Origin of the sequence: Limnoglobus roseus, assembly GCF_008254045.1 — a bacterium.
In the GTDB taxonomy this organism is placed as follows: domain Bacteria; phylum Planctomycetota; class Planctomycetia; order Gemmatales; family Gemmataceae; genus Limnoglobus; species Limnoglobus roseus.
Genome location: NZ_CP042425.1, coordinates 7,180,867 through 7,196,516, shown reverse-complemented (window position 1 = coordinate 7,196,516; position 15,650 = coordinate 7,180,867). Strand labels below are relative to the sequence as shown.

At 66.1% G+C, this 15,650-nt stretch carries 20 protein-coding genes and 1 pseudogene; 4 read left to right on the top strand and 17 right to left on the bottom strand.

Features of this window, described 5'->3' with window-relative positions:
- Positions 1-141: 141 nt before the first annotated feature.
- Entirely contained in the window at positions 142-816 is a 675-nt protein-coding gene (locus PX52LOC_RS30795; protein ID WP_149113672.1) for a YoaK family protein, read from the bottom strand.
- A 104-nt stretch (positions 817-920) separates the two neighbouring features.
- Here PX52LOC_RS30795 and PX52LOC_RS30790 point away from each other — a divergent pair, with 104 nt between their 5' ends.
- Positions 921-1,385 (top strand): GAF domain-containing protein, encoded by a 465-nt coding sequence (locus tag PX52LOC_RS30790; RefSeq protein ID WP_149113671.1) that lies wholly within the window; start codon positions 921-923, stop codon positions 1,383-1,385.
- A 4-nt stretch (positions 1,386-1,389) separates the two neighbouring features.
- Here PX52LOC_RS30790 and PX52LOC_RS43495 read toward each other — a convergent pair whose 3' ends face one another.
- The 8 genes and pseudogenes from PX52LOC_RS43495 to PX52LOC_RS30755 all read right to left on the bottom strand — a co-directional run bounded on the left by PX52LOC_RS43495 (position 1,390) and on the right by PX52LOC_RS30755 (position 7,538).
- The gene (locus PX52LOC_RS43495) at positions 1,390-1,677 is read right to left on the bottom strand and encodes an HAD domain-containing protein (RefSeq protein WP_149113670.1); all 288 of its coding nucleotides are present in this window, start codon (positions 1,675-1,677) and stop codon (positions 1,390-1,392) included.
- A gap of 37 nt (positions 1,678-1,714) precedes the next feature.
- Positions 1,715-1,990: pseudogene (locus PX52LOC_RS44165) on the bottom strand (HAD domain-containing protein); the annotation flags it as partial.
- Between the two features lie 72 nt (positions 1,991-2,062).
- Positions 2,063-2,545, bottom strand: coding sequence for a hypothetical protein (locus PX52LOC_RS30780; RefSeq protein ID WP_149113669.1), 483 nt, complete (start codon positions 2,543-2,545; stop codon positions 2,063-2,065).
- 150 nt (positions 2,546-2,695) lie between these two features.
- On the bottom strand, positions 2,696-3,037 hold the full coding sequence (locus tag PX52LOC_RS30775; protein ID WP_149113668.1) for an ArsR/SmtB family transcription factor: 342 nt from the start codon (positions 3,035-3,037) through the stop codon (positions 2,696-2,698).
- 504 nt (positions 3,038-3,541) lie between these two features.
- Positions 3,542-3,772, bottom strand: a complete 231-nt coding sequence (locus PX52LOC_RS30770) for a hypothetical protein (RefSeq protein ID WP_149113667.1) — start codon at positions 3,770-3,772, stop codon at positions 3,542-3,544.
- 259 nt (positions 3,773-4,031) lie between these two features.
- The gene (locus PX52LOC_RS30765) at positions 4,032-5,414 is read right to left on the bottom strand and encodes a family 43 glycosylhydrolase (protein ID WP_218575188.1); all 1,383 of its coding nucleotides are present in this window, start codon (positions 5,412-5,414) and stop codon (positions 4,032-4,034) included.
- Positions 5,415-5,685: 271 nt separating this feature from the next.
- On the bottom strand, positions 5,686-6,018 hold the full coding sequence (locus tag PX52LOC_RS30760) for a hypothetical protein (protein WP_149113665.1): 333 nt from the start codon (positions 6,016-6,018) through the stop codon (positions 5,686-5,688).
- A gap of 1,262 nt (positions 6,019-7,280) precedes the next feature.
- Positions 7,281-7,538: a hypothetical protein gene (locus tag PX52LOC_RS30755; RefSeq protein WP_149113664.1), complete on the bottom strand. Its 258-nt coding sequence runs from the start codon at positions 7,536-7,538 to the stop codon at positions 7,281-7,283.
- Positions 7,539-7,768: 230 nt separating this feature from the next.
- Between PX52LOC_RS30755 and PX52LOC_RS30750 the strand changes: the two genes are divergently transcribed.
- Positions 7,769-8,056: a hypothetical protein gene (locus PX52LOC_RS30750; protein WP_149113663.1), complete on the top strand. Its 288-nt coding sequence runs from the start codon at positions 7,769-7,771 to the stop codon at positions 8,054-8,056.
- Here PX52LOC_RS30750 and PX52LOC_RS30745 read toward each other — a convergent pair.
- On the bottom strand, positions 8,007-8,594 hold the full coding sequence (locus PX52LOC_RS30745) for a hypothetical protein (protein WP_149113662.1): 588 nt from the start codon (positions 8,592-8,594) through the stop codon (positions 8,007-8,009). The two genes, PX52LOC_RS30750 and PX52LOC_RS30745, sit on opposite strands and share 50 nt — an antisense overlap.
- A 1,181-nt stretch (positions 8,595-9,775) precedes the next feature.
- Positions 9,776-10,204, bottom strand: coding sequence for a hypothetical protein (locus PX52LOC_RS30740; protein WP_149113661.1), 429 nt, complete (start codon positions 10,202-10,204; stop codon positions 9,776-9,778).
- Positions 10,205-10,682: 478 nt separating this feature from the next.
- Between PX52LOC_RS30740 and PX52LOC_RS30735 the strand changes: the two genes are divergently transcribed.
- Positions 10,683-11,684 carry an NHL repeat-containing protein gene (locus tag PX52LOC_RS30735; RefSeq protein WP_149113660.1) on the top strand — a complete coding sequence of 334 codons (1,002 nt, stop codon included), beginning with the start codon at positions 10,683-10,685 and terminating at the stop codon, positions 11,682-11,684.
- Between the two features lie 22 nt (positions 11,685-11,706).
- On the opposite strand, the gene PX52LOC_RS42975 is transcribed toward PX52LOC_RS30735, so the two are convergent.
- The 6 genes from PX52LOC_RS42975 to PX52LOC_RS41165 form a co-directional block, all read right to left on the bottom strand.
- Entirely contained in the window at positions 11,707-12,507 is an 801-nt protein-coding gene (locus PX52LOC_RS42975) for a hypothetical protein (protein ID WP_246173517.1), read from the bottom strand.
- A 102-nt stretch (positions 12,508-12,609) separates the two neighbouring features.
- The gene (locus PX52LOC_RS30725; protein WP_149113659.1) at positions 12,610-12,816 is read right to left on the bottom strand and encodes a hypothetical protein; all 207 of its coding nucleotides are present in this window, start codon (positions 12,814-12,816) and stop codon (positions 12,610-12,612) included.
- A gap of 26 nt (positions 12,817-12,842) precedes the next feature.
- Positions 12,843-13,019: a hypothetical protein gene (locus PX52LOC_RS41170; protein ID WP_168219305.1), complete on the bottom strand. Its 177-nt coding sequence runs from the start codon at positions 13,017-13,019 to the stop codon at positions 12,843-12,845.
- A 121-nt stretch (positions 13,020-13,140) separates the two neighbouring features.
- On the bottom strand, positions 13,141-13,494 hold the full coding sequence (locus PX52LOC_RS30720; RefSeq protein ID WP_149113658.1) for a hypothetical protein: 354 nt from the start codon (positions 13,492-13,494) through the stop codon (positions 13,141-13,143).
- A 216-nt stretch (positions 13,495-13,710) separates the two neighbouring features.
- Positions 13,711-13,950, bottom strand: a complete 240-nt coding sequence (locus PX52LOC_RS30715; protein WP_149113657.1) for a hypothetical protein — start codon at positions 13,948-13,950, stop codon at positions 13,711-13,713.
- Positions 13,951-14,207: 257 nt separating this feature from the next.
- Positions 14,208-14,603: a response regulator gene (locus tag PX52LOC_RS41165; protein ID WP_168219304.1), complete on the bottom strand. Its 396-nt coding sequence runs from the start codon at positions 14,601-14,603 to the stop codon at positions 14,208-14,210.
- Positions 14,604-15,027: 424 nt separating this feature from the next.
- Here PX52LOC_RS41165 and PX52LOC_RS30705 point away from each other — a divergent pair, with 424 nt between their 5' ends.
- A complete protein-coding gene (locus PX52LOC_RS30705) occupies positions 15,028-15,267 on the top strand; it encodes a hypothetical protein (protein ID WP_149113655.1) in 240 nt (79 codons plus the stop codon).
- The last annotated feature ends 383 nt before the right edge of the window (positions 15,268-15,650 follow it).

Genomic DNA, 15,650 nt, shown 5'->3' with positions numbered 1-15,650 from the left:
ACCAACGTCGGTGGGGACGACGCAAGCGGCAGTCGATGAAACGGCCCGCGAATGGTTGGCGCGAAGGGCGCGACCGCCCCGCGGATGGTCTGGCAGGGCGGTGTCGCGAGTGCGGCCGCAAGTGGTCGGCGGGTCGAACCGTCAGTCGGGAGTAGCGGCAGGCGGTCGGGCCACGAACACCCAAGACACCGCGGCCAACACTGCGGCCCCGAAAGCGGGTATCACGAGCGCGACGAACTGTAAGCGCCTGAAGCCAGCCGCCCCAACCGATCCGCCCAGCACGAAGCCGGCGATGAGGAGCAGGTACAGGACGGCCCGGCGGCGGTCGAACGGTCGCCCGCGAAGGCGGTGGCCGACCATCGCCCCGAGGTCCGTGAACAGGCCGGTGACGTGGGTTGTGCGGACGACGGCCCCACTGTACGTGCTGACCAGCCCGTTCTGCAACCCGCACGCGGCCGACGCCAGGAGGTGCCCCGCCGACTCACCGGCCGTCAGGAAGCCCATCGCCGCAAAGAGCAGGGCCGATTCCACAAGCAGCGAGACGGCGTACTGGCGGTCCAGCCGCAAGGCTGCGTGGCCGACGATCGCCCCGCTGGCCGCCGCCCCGAGGGCGAACGCAAACAGTGTGAGGGCGAGGGATGCGGCGGCCGCCCCGTCGCCGTCGGCGATCGACAGGCCGAGCAAAGTGGCGGTGCCGGACACGTGGGAGACGGCTTGGTGCCGGAAGCCGAGCAGGCCGACGGCGTTGGTGGCCCCGGCGACGGCGGCTAACCCGAACCCACCCACCTCCACCCACCGCGGCAACTTCGTCATCATGCCTTCACGCCCCTGAACTTAACCGCTCGTGCGGGCATCATCCGGGCCGGTGGCGGTCGGGTCAAGACCGGGCGGCGACGGGCCGCGGTCGTACAGTGAACCGCATGCACACCCCACCGGATGCCGCCCGCGACCAACTCGAAGCCGTCCTCGATCGGGACGGGGTACGCCCAGCCCTCGCCTTCCTCAACGGCACGTCCGGGCACCGGTTCTCGGCCCTGTTCTCGTTCGCCGCCGACCACACCCGCAACCTGTACTTCTACGACCGGCAGAACCCGGACGTGGCGGAGGGGGCCGACCACCCGATCGAGTTGACGTACTGCGTTTATGTCCGGGAGGAGGGCGGGCCGTTCCTGTTGGCCGACGCCACGGTGGACGAGCGGGTTATGCTGCACGCGGCCCAGTTCCGCGTGCAGTCGTACTGCGGGGTGCCGCTCCTGTCCCCGACCGGGCAGGTGGTGGGCACCCTCTGTCACTACGACGTGGAGCCGGTGGAGGTGCGGCCGGAGGCGCTCGCCCTCATGCTGCACTTCGCCGACCTGCTCGCCCGCCGCGGCGGTTGCTGGTAGTCCGTCATTTCCTCCGGCACGTGAAGCAGAAGATCTCCCCGCGCAACCGCTCGTGCCGGGGGTAATCCTCACCGCAGTCGCAGCACGATTCCTTCGTCACCACGTCCGGCGAGAGGACGCTCACCAGTTCTTCTGCGTCCGCGTCCGTCAGGCCGACGTGCCCGTCCGTTTGCACCAGCGGATGGCCGGCGGCCGTAATGCCGAGGTCCAGGTCGTCCACCACGGCGTAGCGGACCGGGTGTTTGTTCGCCGCAAGCCAATCGGCGATTTGCCGGCCCCGCTCGTTCGTCATGGGCCACGCTTGCGGGTCGCCGTGGTAGACGGGCGCGAACCATCGTGTCGGGGGCGGTAATGCCGATGAGCCGGTTCTGCAACACGCCGTGCGACCGCAGCAACCAGTTATGGCCGGCGAGGTTCATGTCCCCGCGGTGGACGAGGTAACGCCACGCGGAAGAGAGGACGACCATTGCCCCCGTCCGCCTCAGAACGTCGTTGAGCCGCTTCACCTTGTCGGCGTGGATCTGACTGCACATCACGTCCCGGTCAAGGGTTTCGTGCGCGTTCAGCACGCCGTCGATGTCCAGGAAGAGAACCGGGAATTTCATTGTGTAGCCTTCTTGGCCGAGCAAGGGTCAACGGGCGGCCGGGTCCGGTGCAGCGCCGGGTTCGGCGTGCCTTTACTCTGTCGGGCAAGGTGCGAGGGGTGGCTCGTCGTCCGCTGGCGTGCCCCACCTGCTCCGCCACCGCCAGAACCACCCGACCAACTCGACGGCCGGCATGCCCAGCCAGTAAGCAGTGGCTCCCAACCCAGAGGTGTTCTTGCCGGCAAACTCGGCCGCGACCACTCGCACCGCCTCGCCGACCGCCCGTTTGCCGAACTGGGCAGCCAGGTAGAACGGCACCTCGCGGTAGCTCAGGTTGAGGGCCGAGGCCGCGACCTCGCGGACGGCGTCCTCGACCGACAACGGGCACCACGGCTCGAGTTGGATGAGCAGGCAGCCCGCCCAGTGCGACGCGGTCAGATCCCCGTTCAGAGCGACCGGCCACAGCAACCCGAACACCTCGGCCGCGGGTCGGCTGCGGAGTCTCGCCACCACCTCAGCGAACTGGTCATTGGTGAACCCCTTGTCGACCAGCGGCTGCAGTTCCTCGGCCGTCACGCCACGAAGCCCTCCGTCGCCGAACAGTGAATTTGTGTGCGCCGGCGCATCTCAACACCGGCACGACATTGGAACCGGCCGGCGGCCGCGGGTCAAGAGATCGGGCGGAGGGCCGGCGCACTACTTAGTGGGAACTCGGTCTTCCTCGTGTCACTCCCCCGCCGTCCGCCCGATGCTGATCCGCCACTCGCCGAAGTGCAGGGTGCCGAGTTCGTCGTCCTTCCGGGACGGCACGAACACACCCGGGGCAAAGCTGTACACGACGGACCGGCCTTCGCGGCGGTCGATCAGAATGCCGGCCCCTTTTAGCACGCCGAGGTGGTGCGAGGTGTTCATGAGGGGGAGCGCGAGGCGTTCGGCCAGCACGCCGACGGCCGCCGGTCCAGCCGCCGGACCGGTAGACGCGATCGCGGCGACGATCCGCAGTCGCGTCGGTTCCCCGAGGGCCGTGAGTTGCTCGGCCAACGAGCGGGCATTCTGGTAGTCGGTCATGGGGTTCGGGAACGGGACGGGCGAACGAAGGGCGATCCCTGGACCTTACCCACCCACGGGGTTGAGGGCAACCCGAACGTGCCAACGGCCGTCGGTGACTCCCTGCCCTCCGTTCGGTCTCGATTTCCTTCCACCGCTCGGGATGAGGAGGGACGGGGCCTCATGCCCGTGAGGCCCCGTCCCGTCGCCTCGGGTATGCCCGGGTGCGACAAAGGGGCGTATAGGCCGATCACCGTCCCGCCGCTGTCAGGAGTTGCCCGTTTTTTGAGAGGGCGGCCGTCGGCGAGCGTATCCTAATGTGCCGCCTTGTGCGGTCCCGGCGACGGGGTTCGGCCAACCTACTCCCGGCCGCAGTCGCGGCACGCGGTGAGTGCCTGTGGGCTTCCGAGTAGATTCCCGCTAACCGCCGCAGTCCGTGCCACGGTTAAAAAGTCCCGGGGCGAGCGGACCGCGAACTTGCGGGCTGGCCGGCGTCACCGGCGAACCCTCGCTTCTTGTTGCCGCTCACTCGTCGCTCGTGTCGGTCCGGTCGGCCTTCTGCTGGTGGTTGGGGTCAGGCCCGTCGTGCGGCGGCCCCGGCACCACCTCCGGCGTCCCGGTTGTGTTTATCTCCGGCTTCCCGCCCTGACCCGTGCCGCTCGCCGGCGGGGCGGAAGGCTGGTCCCGCTCGGCCACGTCCTGACGGCTCTCTTCGTCCCGCTTGCGGGTGTCCTGGGGTTGTTTACGCGGGTCCATGACCGACTCCGGGGATGAGGGTAAGGGCTTCCCGGGAGAGTCGCTAAGGGTGTGCCCAACGATCAAGAGATTTTGCCGAGAGTGGCCCGCCTCGCTCCGGCTTTGCTTTTTCGCTCGCGTCTGGCCGAGCAAGGGTGAAGGGGCGGCCAAGTTGAGTTTTTCGCACGCCTTGCCCTATCGAGTGAATAAGTGGCACAAGGCCGCTTTGGAAGCCGCGAAGCGTCGTGCGCTGAACGGCTCCCCATTCCGATGCGGTTTGTTATTTCGCGGGGACGAGATCCAAGCAGTCGAGTTCGGCGAATCCGTCTTGCTTGCTGAAACGAATCGCGTTCGTGCCCATCCGGAGGTCGACCGCCCGGAAGGCGTTCGACCAGTTGTCCCAACCCGAGTTCGGGTACTCGATCGAACCCGACCCTACGCCGTTGACGGAGATTCCGTGGCTGGCCGTTCGTCCCTTGGCGGTGCCGTTCGCGAACCGGACGGCGAGGAGATACTTCCCGGCTTGAGGCACCTCTACGGAAAACTCGACCGAACTCTCGGGCGAATCCAGGAAGCCGACCTTCTCGCCCTGGGAAGCCCTCGAATGCTTGGCCGATCGAGCCGTCCCGGCGAGCTTCTGGTGTTCGGCCTCGTAGCGATCGTGCGGCGGCTCCCCGCCCGGCAGGGGGATTGGCGTGTTGGGCGGTGCGGGGTCGCCGAACGACGGCGTCCCGTCCGAATTCCACGTGAACGGCTGCGCCCGCACACTTCGAGTCCAACCCGACCCCGGAAACCGGGCCGCGTGGAACACGATCCAATCCTCTCGACCATCGGGAGATGTCACAAAGCTGGCATGGCCCGGTCCGAAAACGTCGCCCCCGCTCCGAAAGGCGGGCCGGTTCTGCTTCTTCCACGACGACGGGGAAAGGGGGTCGCTGCCCACCCCCGCGGTCAACAATCCCAAGCAGTAGTCGTCGGTCCAACTCCCGCCCGCCGAATAGACCAGGTTGATCGTTTGCCCCTTAACGACGACTTGCGGTCCTTCGTTGACGTGCGGGCTCCCGATCGTCTCCCAGGGAAGCGTCGGGCGGGAGATTTCGACGCGGGGCCCGCCGAGGGTGTACGGATTCGCCAGTGGGGCGATGTACAAATTCTGCCGGTCGTTCGCCGCGCCCTCCCAGCCCGACCAGATGAAGTACAGCTTGTCGCCCAGGTTCAAGACCGTGCCGTCGATCGCCCAGCGGTTCGCCCGCGGGGCACAAATCATTCCCTTGCTGGTAAATCTCCCTTGGAAGGGATCGGGGCTGTCGTTCTCCAAGACGAACATCCGGTGGTTTTCATTCCGGCCGTCGTCCGCGGCGAAATAGAGGTACCACTTCCGGTGCAAGTAATGGAGCTCCGGGGCCCACAGGTTCTGACTGTCCGGTCCGCGGGCGGGCGGGCTCCAGATGATCCGCTTTTCCCCGCCCCCCAACCCGGAAAGGGTGGCCGACCTCCGGAGCGTGATGTCCGACCCCGTGGTGACGGTCGTGTAATAGGTCCCGTCGGTGTGCTTATAGACCCACGGGTCGGCCCCGGTCGGCAGGAGGACATTGAAAAATGTTCGCGTCGCCTTCTGAGCCGGCGTGGCGGTGTTCGCCAGCAAGAGCACGGCCGTCGCCAAGATCGATTGTACTTTCGCGCGGTGGATGGGCGTGCGAATGCCTGGCTCCGTAGGGCTAGCGTTCGCGGTTAGGAATCCCGCTCGTGCGTGAGCTTGCTCCGGTCGGATCCGATGCCCCACCAGAACCTTACTCATCGGACCCAGACGCCCGATCCTGCAACAAAATCATTCGAGTGGTTTCGGGGCGACTGCGAAACGGCCCCGGTTTCTTTCTCTATCACCCGTGAAATGTCCCCGTTGCGCTTTTCGGAGCGTTGCTGAGTGAGAGCGGTCAACCACACAACCGAAACAGGTGCTTGTTCATCCCAGTCGCGAGAGGTGTCCTCTCTTGTTGTGCGGGCGGCAACTTCGCGGCGGCGGCGGCGGCGCTGACCGAGACGTCGCCCGCGTCCACGGCCTTCACCAGCGATTGCACGCCCTGCTCGACGACCAGTTTCGCCTTCTCGTAGGTCTTGCCGCTGACGCCCAGGGCTGCCCCAACTTTGTCACGAACTTCTCCATCACTGGAACCTGCCGGAAATTTTCCGGCAGGTTCCAGGTTTGTTCGCTTGCCCTTCCTCTCCTCGGCCTTCGGCTTCTCTAAGGCTTCCAGACGCTTGCCCACGTCTACCATCTCCGAGGGCTTCAAAGGCATCCGGCAAACATTCTCGTCTCGCCGGCACGACAGTGGGATGCTTGATGGATGCTCGATGACTCATCAAGCATACAACTTGCCGATAACTCCGATTGGGACACGCTGTTCGAGTCGCACAGCAATCGGCCCACAAGTATTTGGTCTCTGGTTGTCACGAGAGTCCTTGATTTCAAGGGTGTTTCGCGACGGTTGCCGTCCGACCACACCTCCGGCAAGATCGCGATGAGGTTCGACCGCACATTCGGCCGGGTTGCGGCCGCTCAGTTGCGGACGAAACGGCGTCTCATTTCCTGCCCTTCCACGCCTTCGCCGAATTTGGAGATCTTCGATCTCGGCTCTGGAAGAGTTGGAATTCCGTATGTCCTCTTGGGGTGTTCGAATCGCTTTCTCGTCAGGTCCTTCCTCCCTTCTCATCGATTGGAGGCTACTACCGCTTCGCGGTCGGCGACATTCGTCGCCGTGGAGTTTTTCCCCGCAGTTTCTTGACTTGATCGCTGATCGAGGTCCTGTAGACCGGGCGTGGAAAGAACGGGCTGCGAAACCCAGAGCGGTGGGCGTACCGACACCGGGCTTCAGGGTCATGGTGACCGAGAACCCGGTGATGGGTCTGCGAACACTCTGGAGGGAGCCGCGACCGCCGAGGATGGTTGATTAACGTGATTACCCCGTTGCCACCGTCATCACGCCAGAAGGGCCCGCCGAAGCGAACCGAACGCGGGGCCGTGTGCTGACCTCACCCCGCCGTCTGGAGGTTGTCGTGGCTTACCCTACTACGCCGGTTAGCCCTGGTATTGCTCGCGGGCCCGCAAGCCCGCGTGTTCCGTCGTGCCCAACCCGGGGGCTGTCAGGTAGGGTTGGTCGAACCGATTCGCCGCAGTATTCCGCTACGGGTTCAGTTCGACGAAACCAGAAATGGGAGTGGCCGGTTGCGAAGGTCGATCGCTGGGCTATGATCCCCTCATCGAGTCCTTCACGCGAACGGTTCCCACTCGATCTGGCCCCGGACGTTGCTAGCGTCGCGGGGCCATTTTCATTTCCGCAAGAAGTCTAGTACCCGACGCAGTCTTGCTCGGGCATGATGTGCCGCTTTCGGATTATCGATAATTGTCCGCTGTAGTACGACGAAGTTAAACCATCGAATCGGAACTTTGTGTGCGTTCGCGCCCGGTTCACGGCGGCCACGTCGCTTCTGTAACGACCGCTGCAGATGTGATCCGTGAAAACAACCGGGGTCACGACTCGTCGTCAACGACTTCCACGCTCTCGTCGAGTGCCGTGCCTTCTTCGACGGGCACGAGGAACAACACCGCTTCCGTGCGGCCGGAGCGGACGGTCTCACCGACGGACAACTTCACGCCCGCGTTGAAGGCCGCGAGGAGTTCGACGGGCAGGCGCGGCGGCAGTTCCCGGAGCATCAGGATCAACTCCCCGACGTCGAAGGCGTGGGCGGGCTCGTCCGAGTCGGCGAGGAACCGTGCGGGGATGGTCATGGGAGTGCGGCACCTTGTGGGGTCAGGAGTTGGGCGGCCGTCATCGTACCACCTTGTCGTGACCGCCGTCGCATGGTTCCGGTCGCCATCGGCAGAATTCCAGCGGCGTCCGAGGGCTGAGGCCCCCGGTTTTTCACACGACAGGATCGGACGATGCGGCTAGACTTGCCGACAGCGCCACGGCATGCGCCGCGGGCGTGATGAAGTCCATCGAATTGGGAGGGTCCGCCATGCCACCCAGCAAGATGAAACGAACGCGGGCTGAGCGACGGGAGCAGTTGGAACGGCTGAGGGCGGCCCGGAACGCCGAGATCGACCGACAAATGATGGTGTACTTCTTCTCGAAGGGCCTGGACCCGACGCGGAAGCCGGGCGTGGACGTGGTGGAACTAATCCTGGTCGAAGAATATGGCCCGGCCGAGGTGCCGGCGAAGGCCGGGCCGGCCGGCGTCACCGGTGACCCCGCGGTCACTTCTCCTTCTTCGGCTCGCCCGTCTTCTCGCCCGGGCCCGGCGTGAACGACTTCAGGGACCGCATCACCGTCTCCGTCCCGTCCGCCGCCGTCATCACCTTCTTCACCTCGCCGACGCCGGGGGCGTACCACTGGACGATCCGCGCCCCGTCGGCGGACGCGACCCACGACACCACCAGGGCCGTGTACGTGCCCGCCCCGACCGTGACCTTTTCCGTCCCGACGAGCGTCCGCTTGCCGCCCGGCACGTCCCACGAGTCGCCCGCCTTGGCCGTCGGCTTGAGCAGGCACGTCGGCCCGCACTCGCCGCTCGTCGGCCGGGGTTGGGTCAGCCCGGCGGCCGACACGGCGACGGACAGGTACGCGATCGCGGCCCCGTCCGACCGCTGGCGGGACACCACCCACTCGCCGTCCTTCTTCTCGACGGTCGACACCTCGAATGCCTCGTCGCCGTTGTCACCGCGGTCGTACACCCACTTCGCCCCGACGGTGGTCGGGGAGTACAACTTCGCGTCCCCGCCCTTCGGAATCGGGGCGGCGTGGACCGGACAGGCGGCGAGAAGGACGACGAGCGCGCGGACCATGGCAACCCTCGCGAACGGTGAACTCGATCAGGTGTCGATCCCTGACGTTACCCCCCGGACGGGGCGAGGGCAAGGACGATGTGCGGGCGGCGACGGTCCTGGCCGAGCAATGGGTCAGGTGTTCTTGATTTTCAACCTCAGCCCCTACACTAACGGGCCGCAGTGGGCTTGAACGACTGGAAAAACCGGCTGACTTCCGGCCTAGTCTCGTCGAGATCATCTGGGGACTCGACGGCGAGGATCAGGAGCATTGACCCAATCGGGATGAGTCGCAAGAGACCGTGGGCGGAAACTGTCTCCACCTTCAACTGGATGGCCGGGTTCCCGGCTACGATCAGTGTCTTGCGACTGGCAGACTGAACGGCGAAGACGGCCTGCGTAATTCCGTCGGCAAGCTGCCACAGTTCGGCTCCTGGGTTCATCGGAGACGGGTGCGGACGGGTGTGAACATAGTACCGGAAGTACCCGACTTTTAGTTCCAGCGTCGTCTGATCGAGTGTTGGGATGCGGTGCGGGGTTTTGGCGGGACTTGGCTCGCCGGGAAGGTCGACCTCAAAACCTTTCCCGCGGTAAGGAACCCACGGTACGCTGCTTGGATGCAACACTCGAGGCGTGACGGGGCCAGTGGGCCGCGTCGACCGCGATGACGGCCGCGGGAGCAGGAGGACTGCTGCGAATGACACAACCACGATGCTGACCCCGCCGAGCACCCAGACCCACCGGGGTAGCCGCTTGTTGGCCGCCGGTGGTTCCAGTGACTGGGGCCGCGGCGCGGAGTCGAAGGGCAATTCCTTAACCACCGTCTTCGGCACTCGGGCGACGAAAGGCGAATGGCACTGAGGGCAGCGGACCCGTTTCCCGATGATCGCGTCGGGGCCATTCACTCGCGCGTCGCACTCCGGGCAGATCAGGGAGACGGGCATGGAGGCGTCCGGGCGGGGTATGCGGATGGAAAAAGTCTATCGGTCTGATCCGTCTTGCAGCAAGCACGAAGGGCATAATTTCAACAGAGAGAGATCCCGGCCCATTCCAGGGGTCAGGGGCGATGGGGTCGGGTGTCAGTTCGAACGTTGCCTCGGCACAATGTGGACCGGGGCCGGGGGCTGCGACGTGCTCGGGCGATCGTGCAGAGAACCATCGGTCAGGACGCGGCAGGGTCCGTTGCAGCATCGGGTTCGGCACTAGACTGTCATCAGAAGAAGCACGGCCTTGCCCTGGCCGTGGGCCCGTCCGCAGAGGGCGGCCAGCCCCGACACCGCATACTCCGCGCCCTCCCGGCTGATTCCGCACGGGTCGGCCGCCCATCGGTCGGCCACGGCTGTCAGCTCGGCCGCGTCCAACGAGGCTAGCCGCTCGACCAGGTCGGGCGGGACACGGTAGACGACCGGCCCATCCTCCCCGCCGATCGCTAAGCAGGAAAGCAAGGCATCCGGGAGCGGGACGGTCGGGTCAAACGACCGCCCGGCGGCCGCCGGGTGGAGGACGGCGACTTGGTGGTTGTCCAGCCACTTGGCTTGGAACCACTTGAAGCGACGATCCGTCGGATTGGATCGACACACCCGCTCGGCGTCCGCCGCATTCGAGATCACGAAATCGGTCAGCACACTCATGCGACTCGCCCACCGATGCCTTCTGTCGCCGAACAGTGTATCAGTGTGCGCCCACGCAAGATAACACCGGCACGACATTGAATCCGTCCGGTGATCGCAAGTCAAGGGCGTGAGAAGATGTGCGGTTGAACGAGCCAGCCCAGCCGGCGAGTCGCTGAGTGGGAGCGCGGACTTCCACCCGTGTCACTTCGCCGCTTTCCGCCCGGTGCGGACCCGCCACGAACCGAAGCACAGCGTGCCGAGATCGTCGGCCTTCTTAGACTTGGCGAAGACGCTCGGTTCGATGGAGTACACGCTGAACCGCCCTTGCGGTCGGCAAGAATCCCGGTGCCCCTCCGCACTTACCCGTCGGCCGACCCGCGGACAAGGACGATTTCAAGTGTCGGAGGCGATAAGCCCGTTGCACGATGGGCGACCGCTTAGGAAGATGGTAGCAAGAGGAACTGACCTTCCCCATCCCTGATTGCGTGGAGGCCGCATGAGCCGCACAACGGTGTTCCTTGCGCTGACTGTCTTGATGACCGGGACTGCGGTCGCGGCCCCCATCCCAAAGGGAGTTGCAAGGGCGAAAGGCATCTTGATTCTGGACGACTGCGACCCCGGGTACAAGGGCCAGGACGAGTACCACGACAACTTGACGCTCCTCGACCCGGCCGGGAATTCCACCTTCCGCCTGAGCGGGTTCAACAACTGCGAGTCGATCGGTAGCACTCGTGCGGTCGCCGCGGATGGCGGCCGGAAGTGCGTGTGGGCGATCGAGAACGTCGCGAAACGCCTCCGGCGGTTCAGCCTGGACGGGCGGGAGACGTTGGAAATACCCGGCGTCAAGGGGTCCGCCATCGCCGTCGACCCGGCGACGGGGAACGTTTGGGTGTCGGCCGGGACCGGCACACTCGGGAAGGGCCACGTCGCCGTGTACGATGACCGCGGCCGGGAGGTCGCGACGTACCCGATCACGAGTTGGGACATCGCCTACGACGGGTCGGCCAAGGCGTTCTGGGTCGTGGAGCGGAACCTGACGAAGGTCTCGGCCGAGACGGGCAAGGTGATCTTCTCCATCCCCGTTGCCCAGTGGTGCGCGGTGAGCGTGGACGTTGACCGTCGCGACGGGTCGGCCTGGGCCGCCGTCCGGGCGAACGGTGGGGCGGAAACAAATCACCTCGTTAAGTTCGATGCGAAGGGGCTGGAGTTGGCTCGGGTAGAACTCGGCAATCGATCGGCCATACGGGTGTCGGTCGATCCGTTGGACGGGAGCGTGTGGGCGGCGTGCGGCGGGGCCGTGCGAAAGTACTCGGCCGACGGGAAGTTCCAAGCCTCGCACGCGGTGTCCGCTCTTGCCGTGCAGGTCGATCCGGCGGGCGGCGACGTGTGGGTGGCGACTCCGACCGAAATTCAGCGGATGACCGCCGAAGGGAAAGTGAAGGCTCGTCTCTCACACGCCGGCAAGACGGGTCAGGTGTGGATGGCGGCACTCGAGTGATCTTGGCATCTGGGACCGCCCGTCACCCCTTCCCGAGTACGCCGTCGACGACCCAGCACCCGCGGACGTGCAGCCCGTCGCCCCGGCAGTGGGCGAGGATGGCGGCGTCCTCGCACCCGGCGTCCTGCAGCGCATCCGCCAGGATCGGTAGGCGGTCGAACGCACGGTCTTCGTAGATGCCTTCCGCGAGGCCGACGGCGGTCGGCGTGAGCCAGTCGGGGGAAAACGTCACGGGGCGAAAAGGGTTGCCGACGACGCAACGGAGGAGTTCTGCCTGAGAAACCGCCTCGTCACACTTCGCATTTGCTCGGTCTGCCCCGTCCCGCCATTCGATTTCTTCGTACCGCAGTGGGCGGACCGCGTGCGCCAGTGCCCGTTGAGCTTCCTCGTGGGTCGAGTACTGGCCGGGAATGAAGGGCCGGCCGGCAAACAGTGTTCTCCAGGTGTCGGGGTCCATTCCCTCCGGCTGGTCAGACGATGCCAGCGTTGCCGTGTTGGCGGCCGCGCCGGCATCCAAGCCCACCTCGGCCAACCAGTCGTCCGAGTCCTCGCCATGGTTGGGCAAGTAGGCATCGGCGATTTCTGTCTCGGCAAGGTCGGCCGCGACGTGGGCCTCGAATCGGTCACGATCGCTCACCGAGCCGATCGCATACCGTTCAGCGACTTCCACCGCTTCTCGACTACGCCCGTCGGCGAAGAGGTGCTGAATCCGGCGGCAACAGGCGACCGCGAACAGACGGAGCTTCCAGTGGCCCACCCTGCCACGAACGAACTCTACCATCGGCGTCGGTTTCTCGGCCGTCAGCCACTCCGCTTCCGTCATCGCCCGCCCTCCCTGTGATCGTCCCTCAGCCGGCGGACGAAGATCCAGAACAGCACACCGACCGGCAGGAACACGACGGCGACGATGACGGGTCTGGCGGGGTCACTCGGCGTTGGCCCGCAGGCTCACGACGCCCTTGAACAGGATCGCGGGCAGCACGATGACCACGTCCGACACCTTCGCCGCCGTCTCCTCGGCCGCGGCCTCGGCCTCCTCCAGCGTCGCGAACGAGTGCGCCTGGAAGTGGAGGGTGCCGACCCCGGACATGACGATGAAACCGTCCCGGCGCTCGACATGCGGGTGGGTCATGGGCGTGATTCCTTCGGGGTGGCGGGTTACTTTTGCGGGGCGGGCGATCGGCGATTCTTCTGCTCTTCGGCCATCGCGTCGGCGATGGCGTACGCCATCTTCGCGAGACTCTCCGGCTTGTTCAGGACGTCTTGCATGTCCGGGTTGGCCGACAGGCCGACCACGATCCGCCCGGCCATTCCGTCGATCGACTCGTTTGGCATGTGACGACTCCGGAGTGTGAACGGCGATAGCCCCAAGCTAATCGACGCCGAGGAGGAGGAGGAGGCCGTCTCAATCCGTTTTTCAGGTCCGTGGCGGCGTGCCCGTCAAGTCGGTCACGGCCTACGCCTTGGGCTTGCCCTTGCCCTTTGCGGCGGTGTCCTTGCCCTTCGGGGCGGCCGCCAGGTTCTTCGACATGAGCTTCCCCATCGGCGTCTTGCTCCGCGGCGGGATCGGCACGGCCGCCTTCGCGGCCGGCTTTTTGGCCCGGACCGGCTTGGCCTTCGGCTTCTTTACCAGCCCGACGGCCTGACCGACCGGGGTGACGACGTGCTTCTCGGCCGCGTGGGCCACGTCGGTGGCGATCTCGGCGACCTTCTCGGCCGCTCCCGTCACGGCCTTCTTGACCTTGGCGAGTGTCGTCGGCGGGGCCGCGGGCATCTTCGGGGAGGGCTTGGTGGCAGGCTTCTTGGCCATGGTCGTCTCTCTCGGGCGAATCGGGAATCACTGTTGTATCGATTCCCTTCGCTCTCACTTCCCCTTCGGTTGCTCGGACTTCCGCGCAAGTGGCGATGGACTCGCGGACGCCGGCCCGGCCGCGACAAAATCCCGACCACAGGGTGGACATGCGCCCGAAGAAATGGTTTCGCTCCCGGATTTGGCGAGCGGTAACCCCGCCGACCTTTTCCCGGCCTACGCGCCGACGCACGCGCACTCGTCGACGTGGCTCACGACCTCCCGGACGGTCGGGAGTCGGGTGCCGGACAGGAAGAACACATTTCGGTCGTTCCGGAACACCTGGAACTCGCCCTCGATCCCGTTCAGGACCTCGACGCGGGTTCCCGGGCGGTACCGGAACGTCGCCGCCACCGACCGCGCCAGGCCCCGGGTGAACGGGCAGTGCGGGCACCGGTAGATCGTGATGTTCGTCATGACGCTTTCCCTCCGTGCTGGGCACCGCCCACTCAGCAACCGGAGTGCCGTCCGTCGAACCCGCCGCGCGGGTCCGCTCCGCCCTGAACTTTTCCGCGCTTCCCCGCCCCCGGCGGCGGCCGTGCGAGGAGTTCTGTGCCGCGGCGCGAGGGTGTAAACGAAGGGCATCATCCCCCTCGATCGGGGCGAAGGGGCAACTCCGGGTTTGCGAGAAGGGAACGGCATTCGATTGCGCGGCGGTCGGCGGGGGCGGCGGTTCAAGGAGGCGAGTTCATCCGCCGGCGGGCCTCGCGGGTGCGGGCGGCCCGGGCGAGTACGTCGAGAACCACGGCGGTATCGACCTGCTTCCCCAAGTGGAACGGGATGTGGACCCACGCCACCCCAAGAGGGTCGGCACCGGCCGCGGCTTCCGTGACCGGGCGGTAGTTCGATGCCGCGAGGTTTGCGGCCAACTCCCACCCGTCCATCCCGGGCGTGTGGAGGTCCAGCAAGACGACCTCCGGCCGGGCTTCAACGGCGAGGGCGATCGCGGCCGCCGCACTGGCGGCGGTCCGCACGGCGTAACCGTGAAGGGTCAAGCAGGCGGCAAGCGAGTCCGCGGCGTTCCGGTCGTCGTCAATGATCAGAACGGACAGGGGGACGGGGTCGGTCAAGGTAACGGTCTCGCGGGACGATAGTCGAGGGCGGGCTATGGATTTGATCGCGGACCCGCGACGTGGCCACGACGGAATTCGGGGGGAACGACCGACACCGCCAAGCGGTGACCGGGCGTCACTCGAAACAGGGTCCGGCAGGTGGCGCACCGGGCTGTTCGCCCGACGAGGCGAGCGGGGACGCGGTAAGACTGGCGGCAGGCCGAGCAGGCGATGATCACGGGCGGTTTGGGCACGGGTCGAATCCCGTGGGGTGCATGGCTGGGCAACCCACTGTAAGACACTCGCCATTCGGAGTCAAACGAACTCTGGAAAGTAATGAACAACTCGGCGTGATGGCGTACGGACGGGGTACAATCCACCGCACCCGTGTCCGGCTTGGCGGCCGGTGGTGCAGAGATGTTCAAACGAAGCAGGAGTTAGGATGCCGACGCCCGGTCTACCACCCGTCAAGAAAGCACACACGCCGACCCCGGGCGATCCGCCGCCCAAGAAACGGCGTGCCGTGATCGTCGACGCCGTTGGAACGGCGCGAACGGTCCACGGCGGCGAGGGCCAGGCCTTCGATCTCGACGCGGCGTTCAGCGCGGGCGCGACCCTCGTGTCCGGCCCGCACCCCATCGGGATGGCGGGGAGTTTGTTCCTCATCGTCCAGGAAGCGTAGGCTCTCGCTCACCCCACCTTCACCGTCGTGACCAACTCGCTGTCCGCGCCCACGGCCCACTCGATGTCGTCGCGTACGCCGTCAACTCCCCCGCGTACCGGACTTCCTCGCGGCCCGGAGGCACCGGCGTACACTGACTGAAAGCGATCACGGGAGCGGGCGCGGAACGCCCGAGCGACCGAGGCCGAAGTCGAGGACTTGGCCGCCCGCGTGGGGCGGGAGATTCACGTCCGCGGCGGGGCGCGGCCGACGGCGAAGTGGATCAGCGAGGTCGTCGCGATGCTGGCGTGTGGGCCGGGGCGACGGCGGAGGAACTCGAGTCGTTCCGCAACTTTTTGTGGATTCCGGCTGGTAGTGAAGGCCCAGAGAGGGCTGGTTTGATT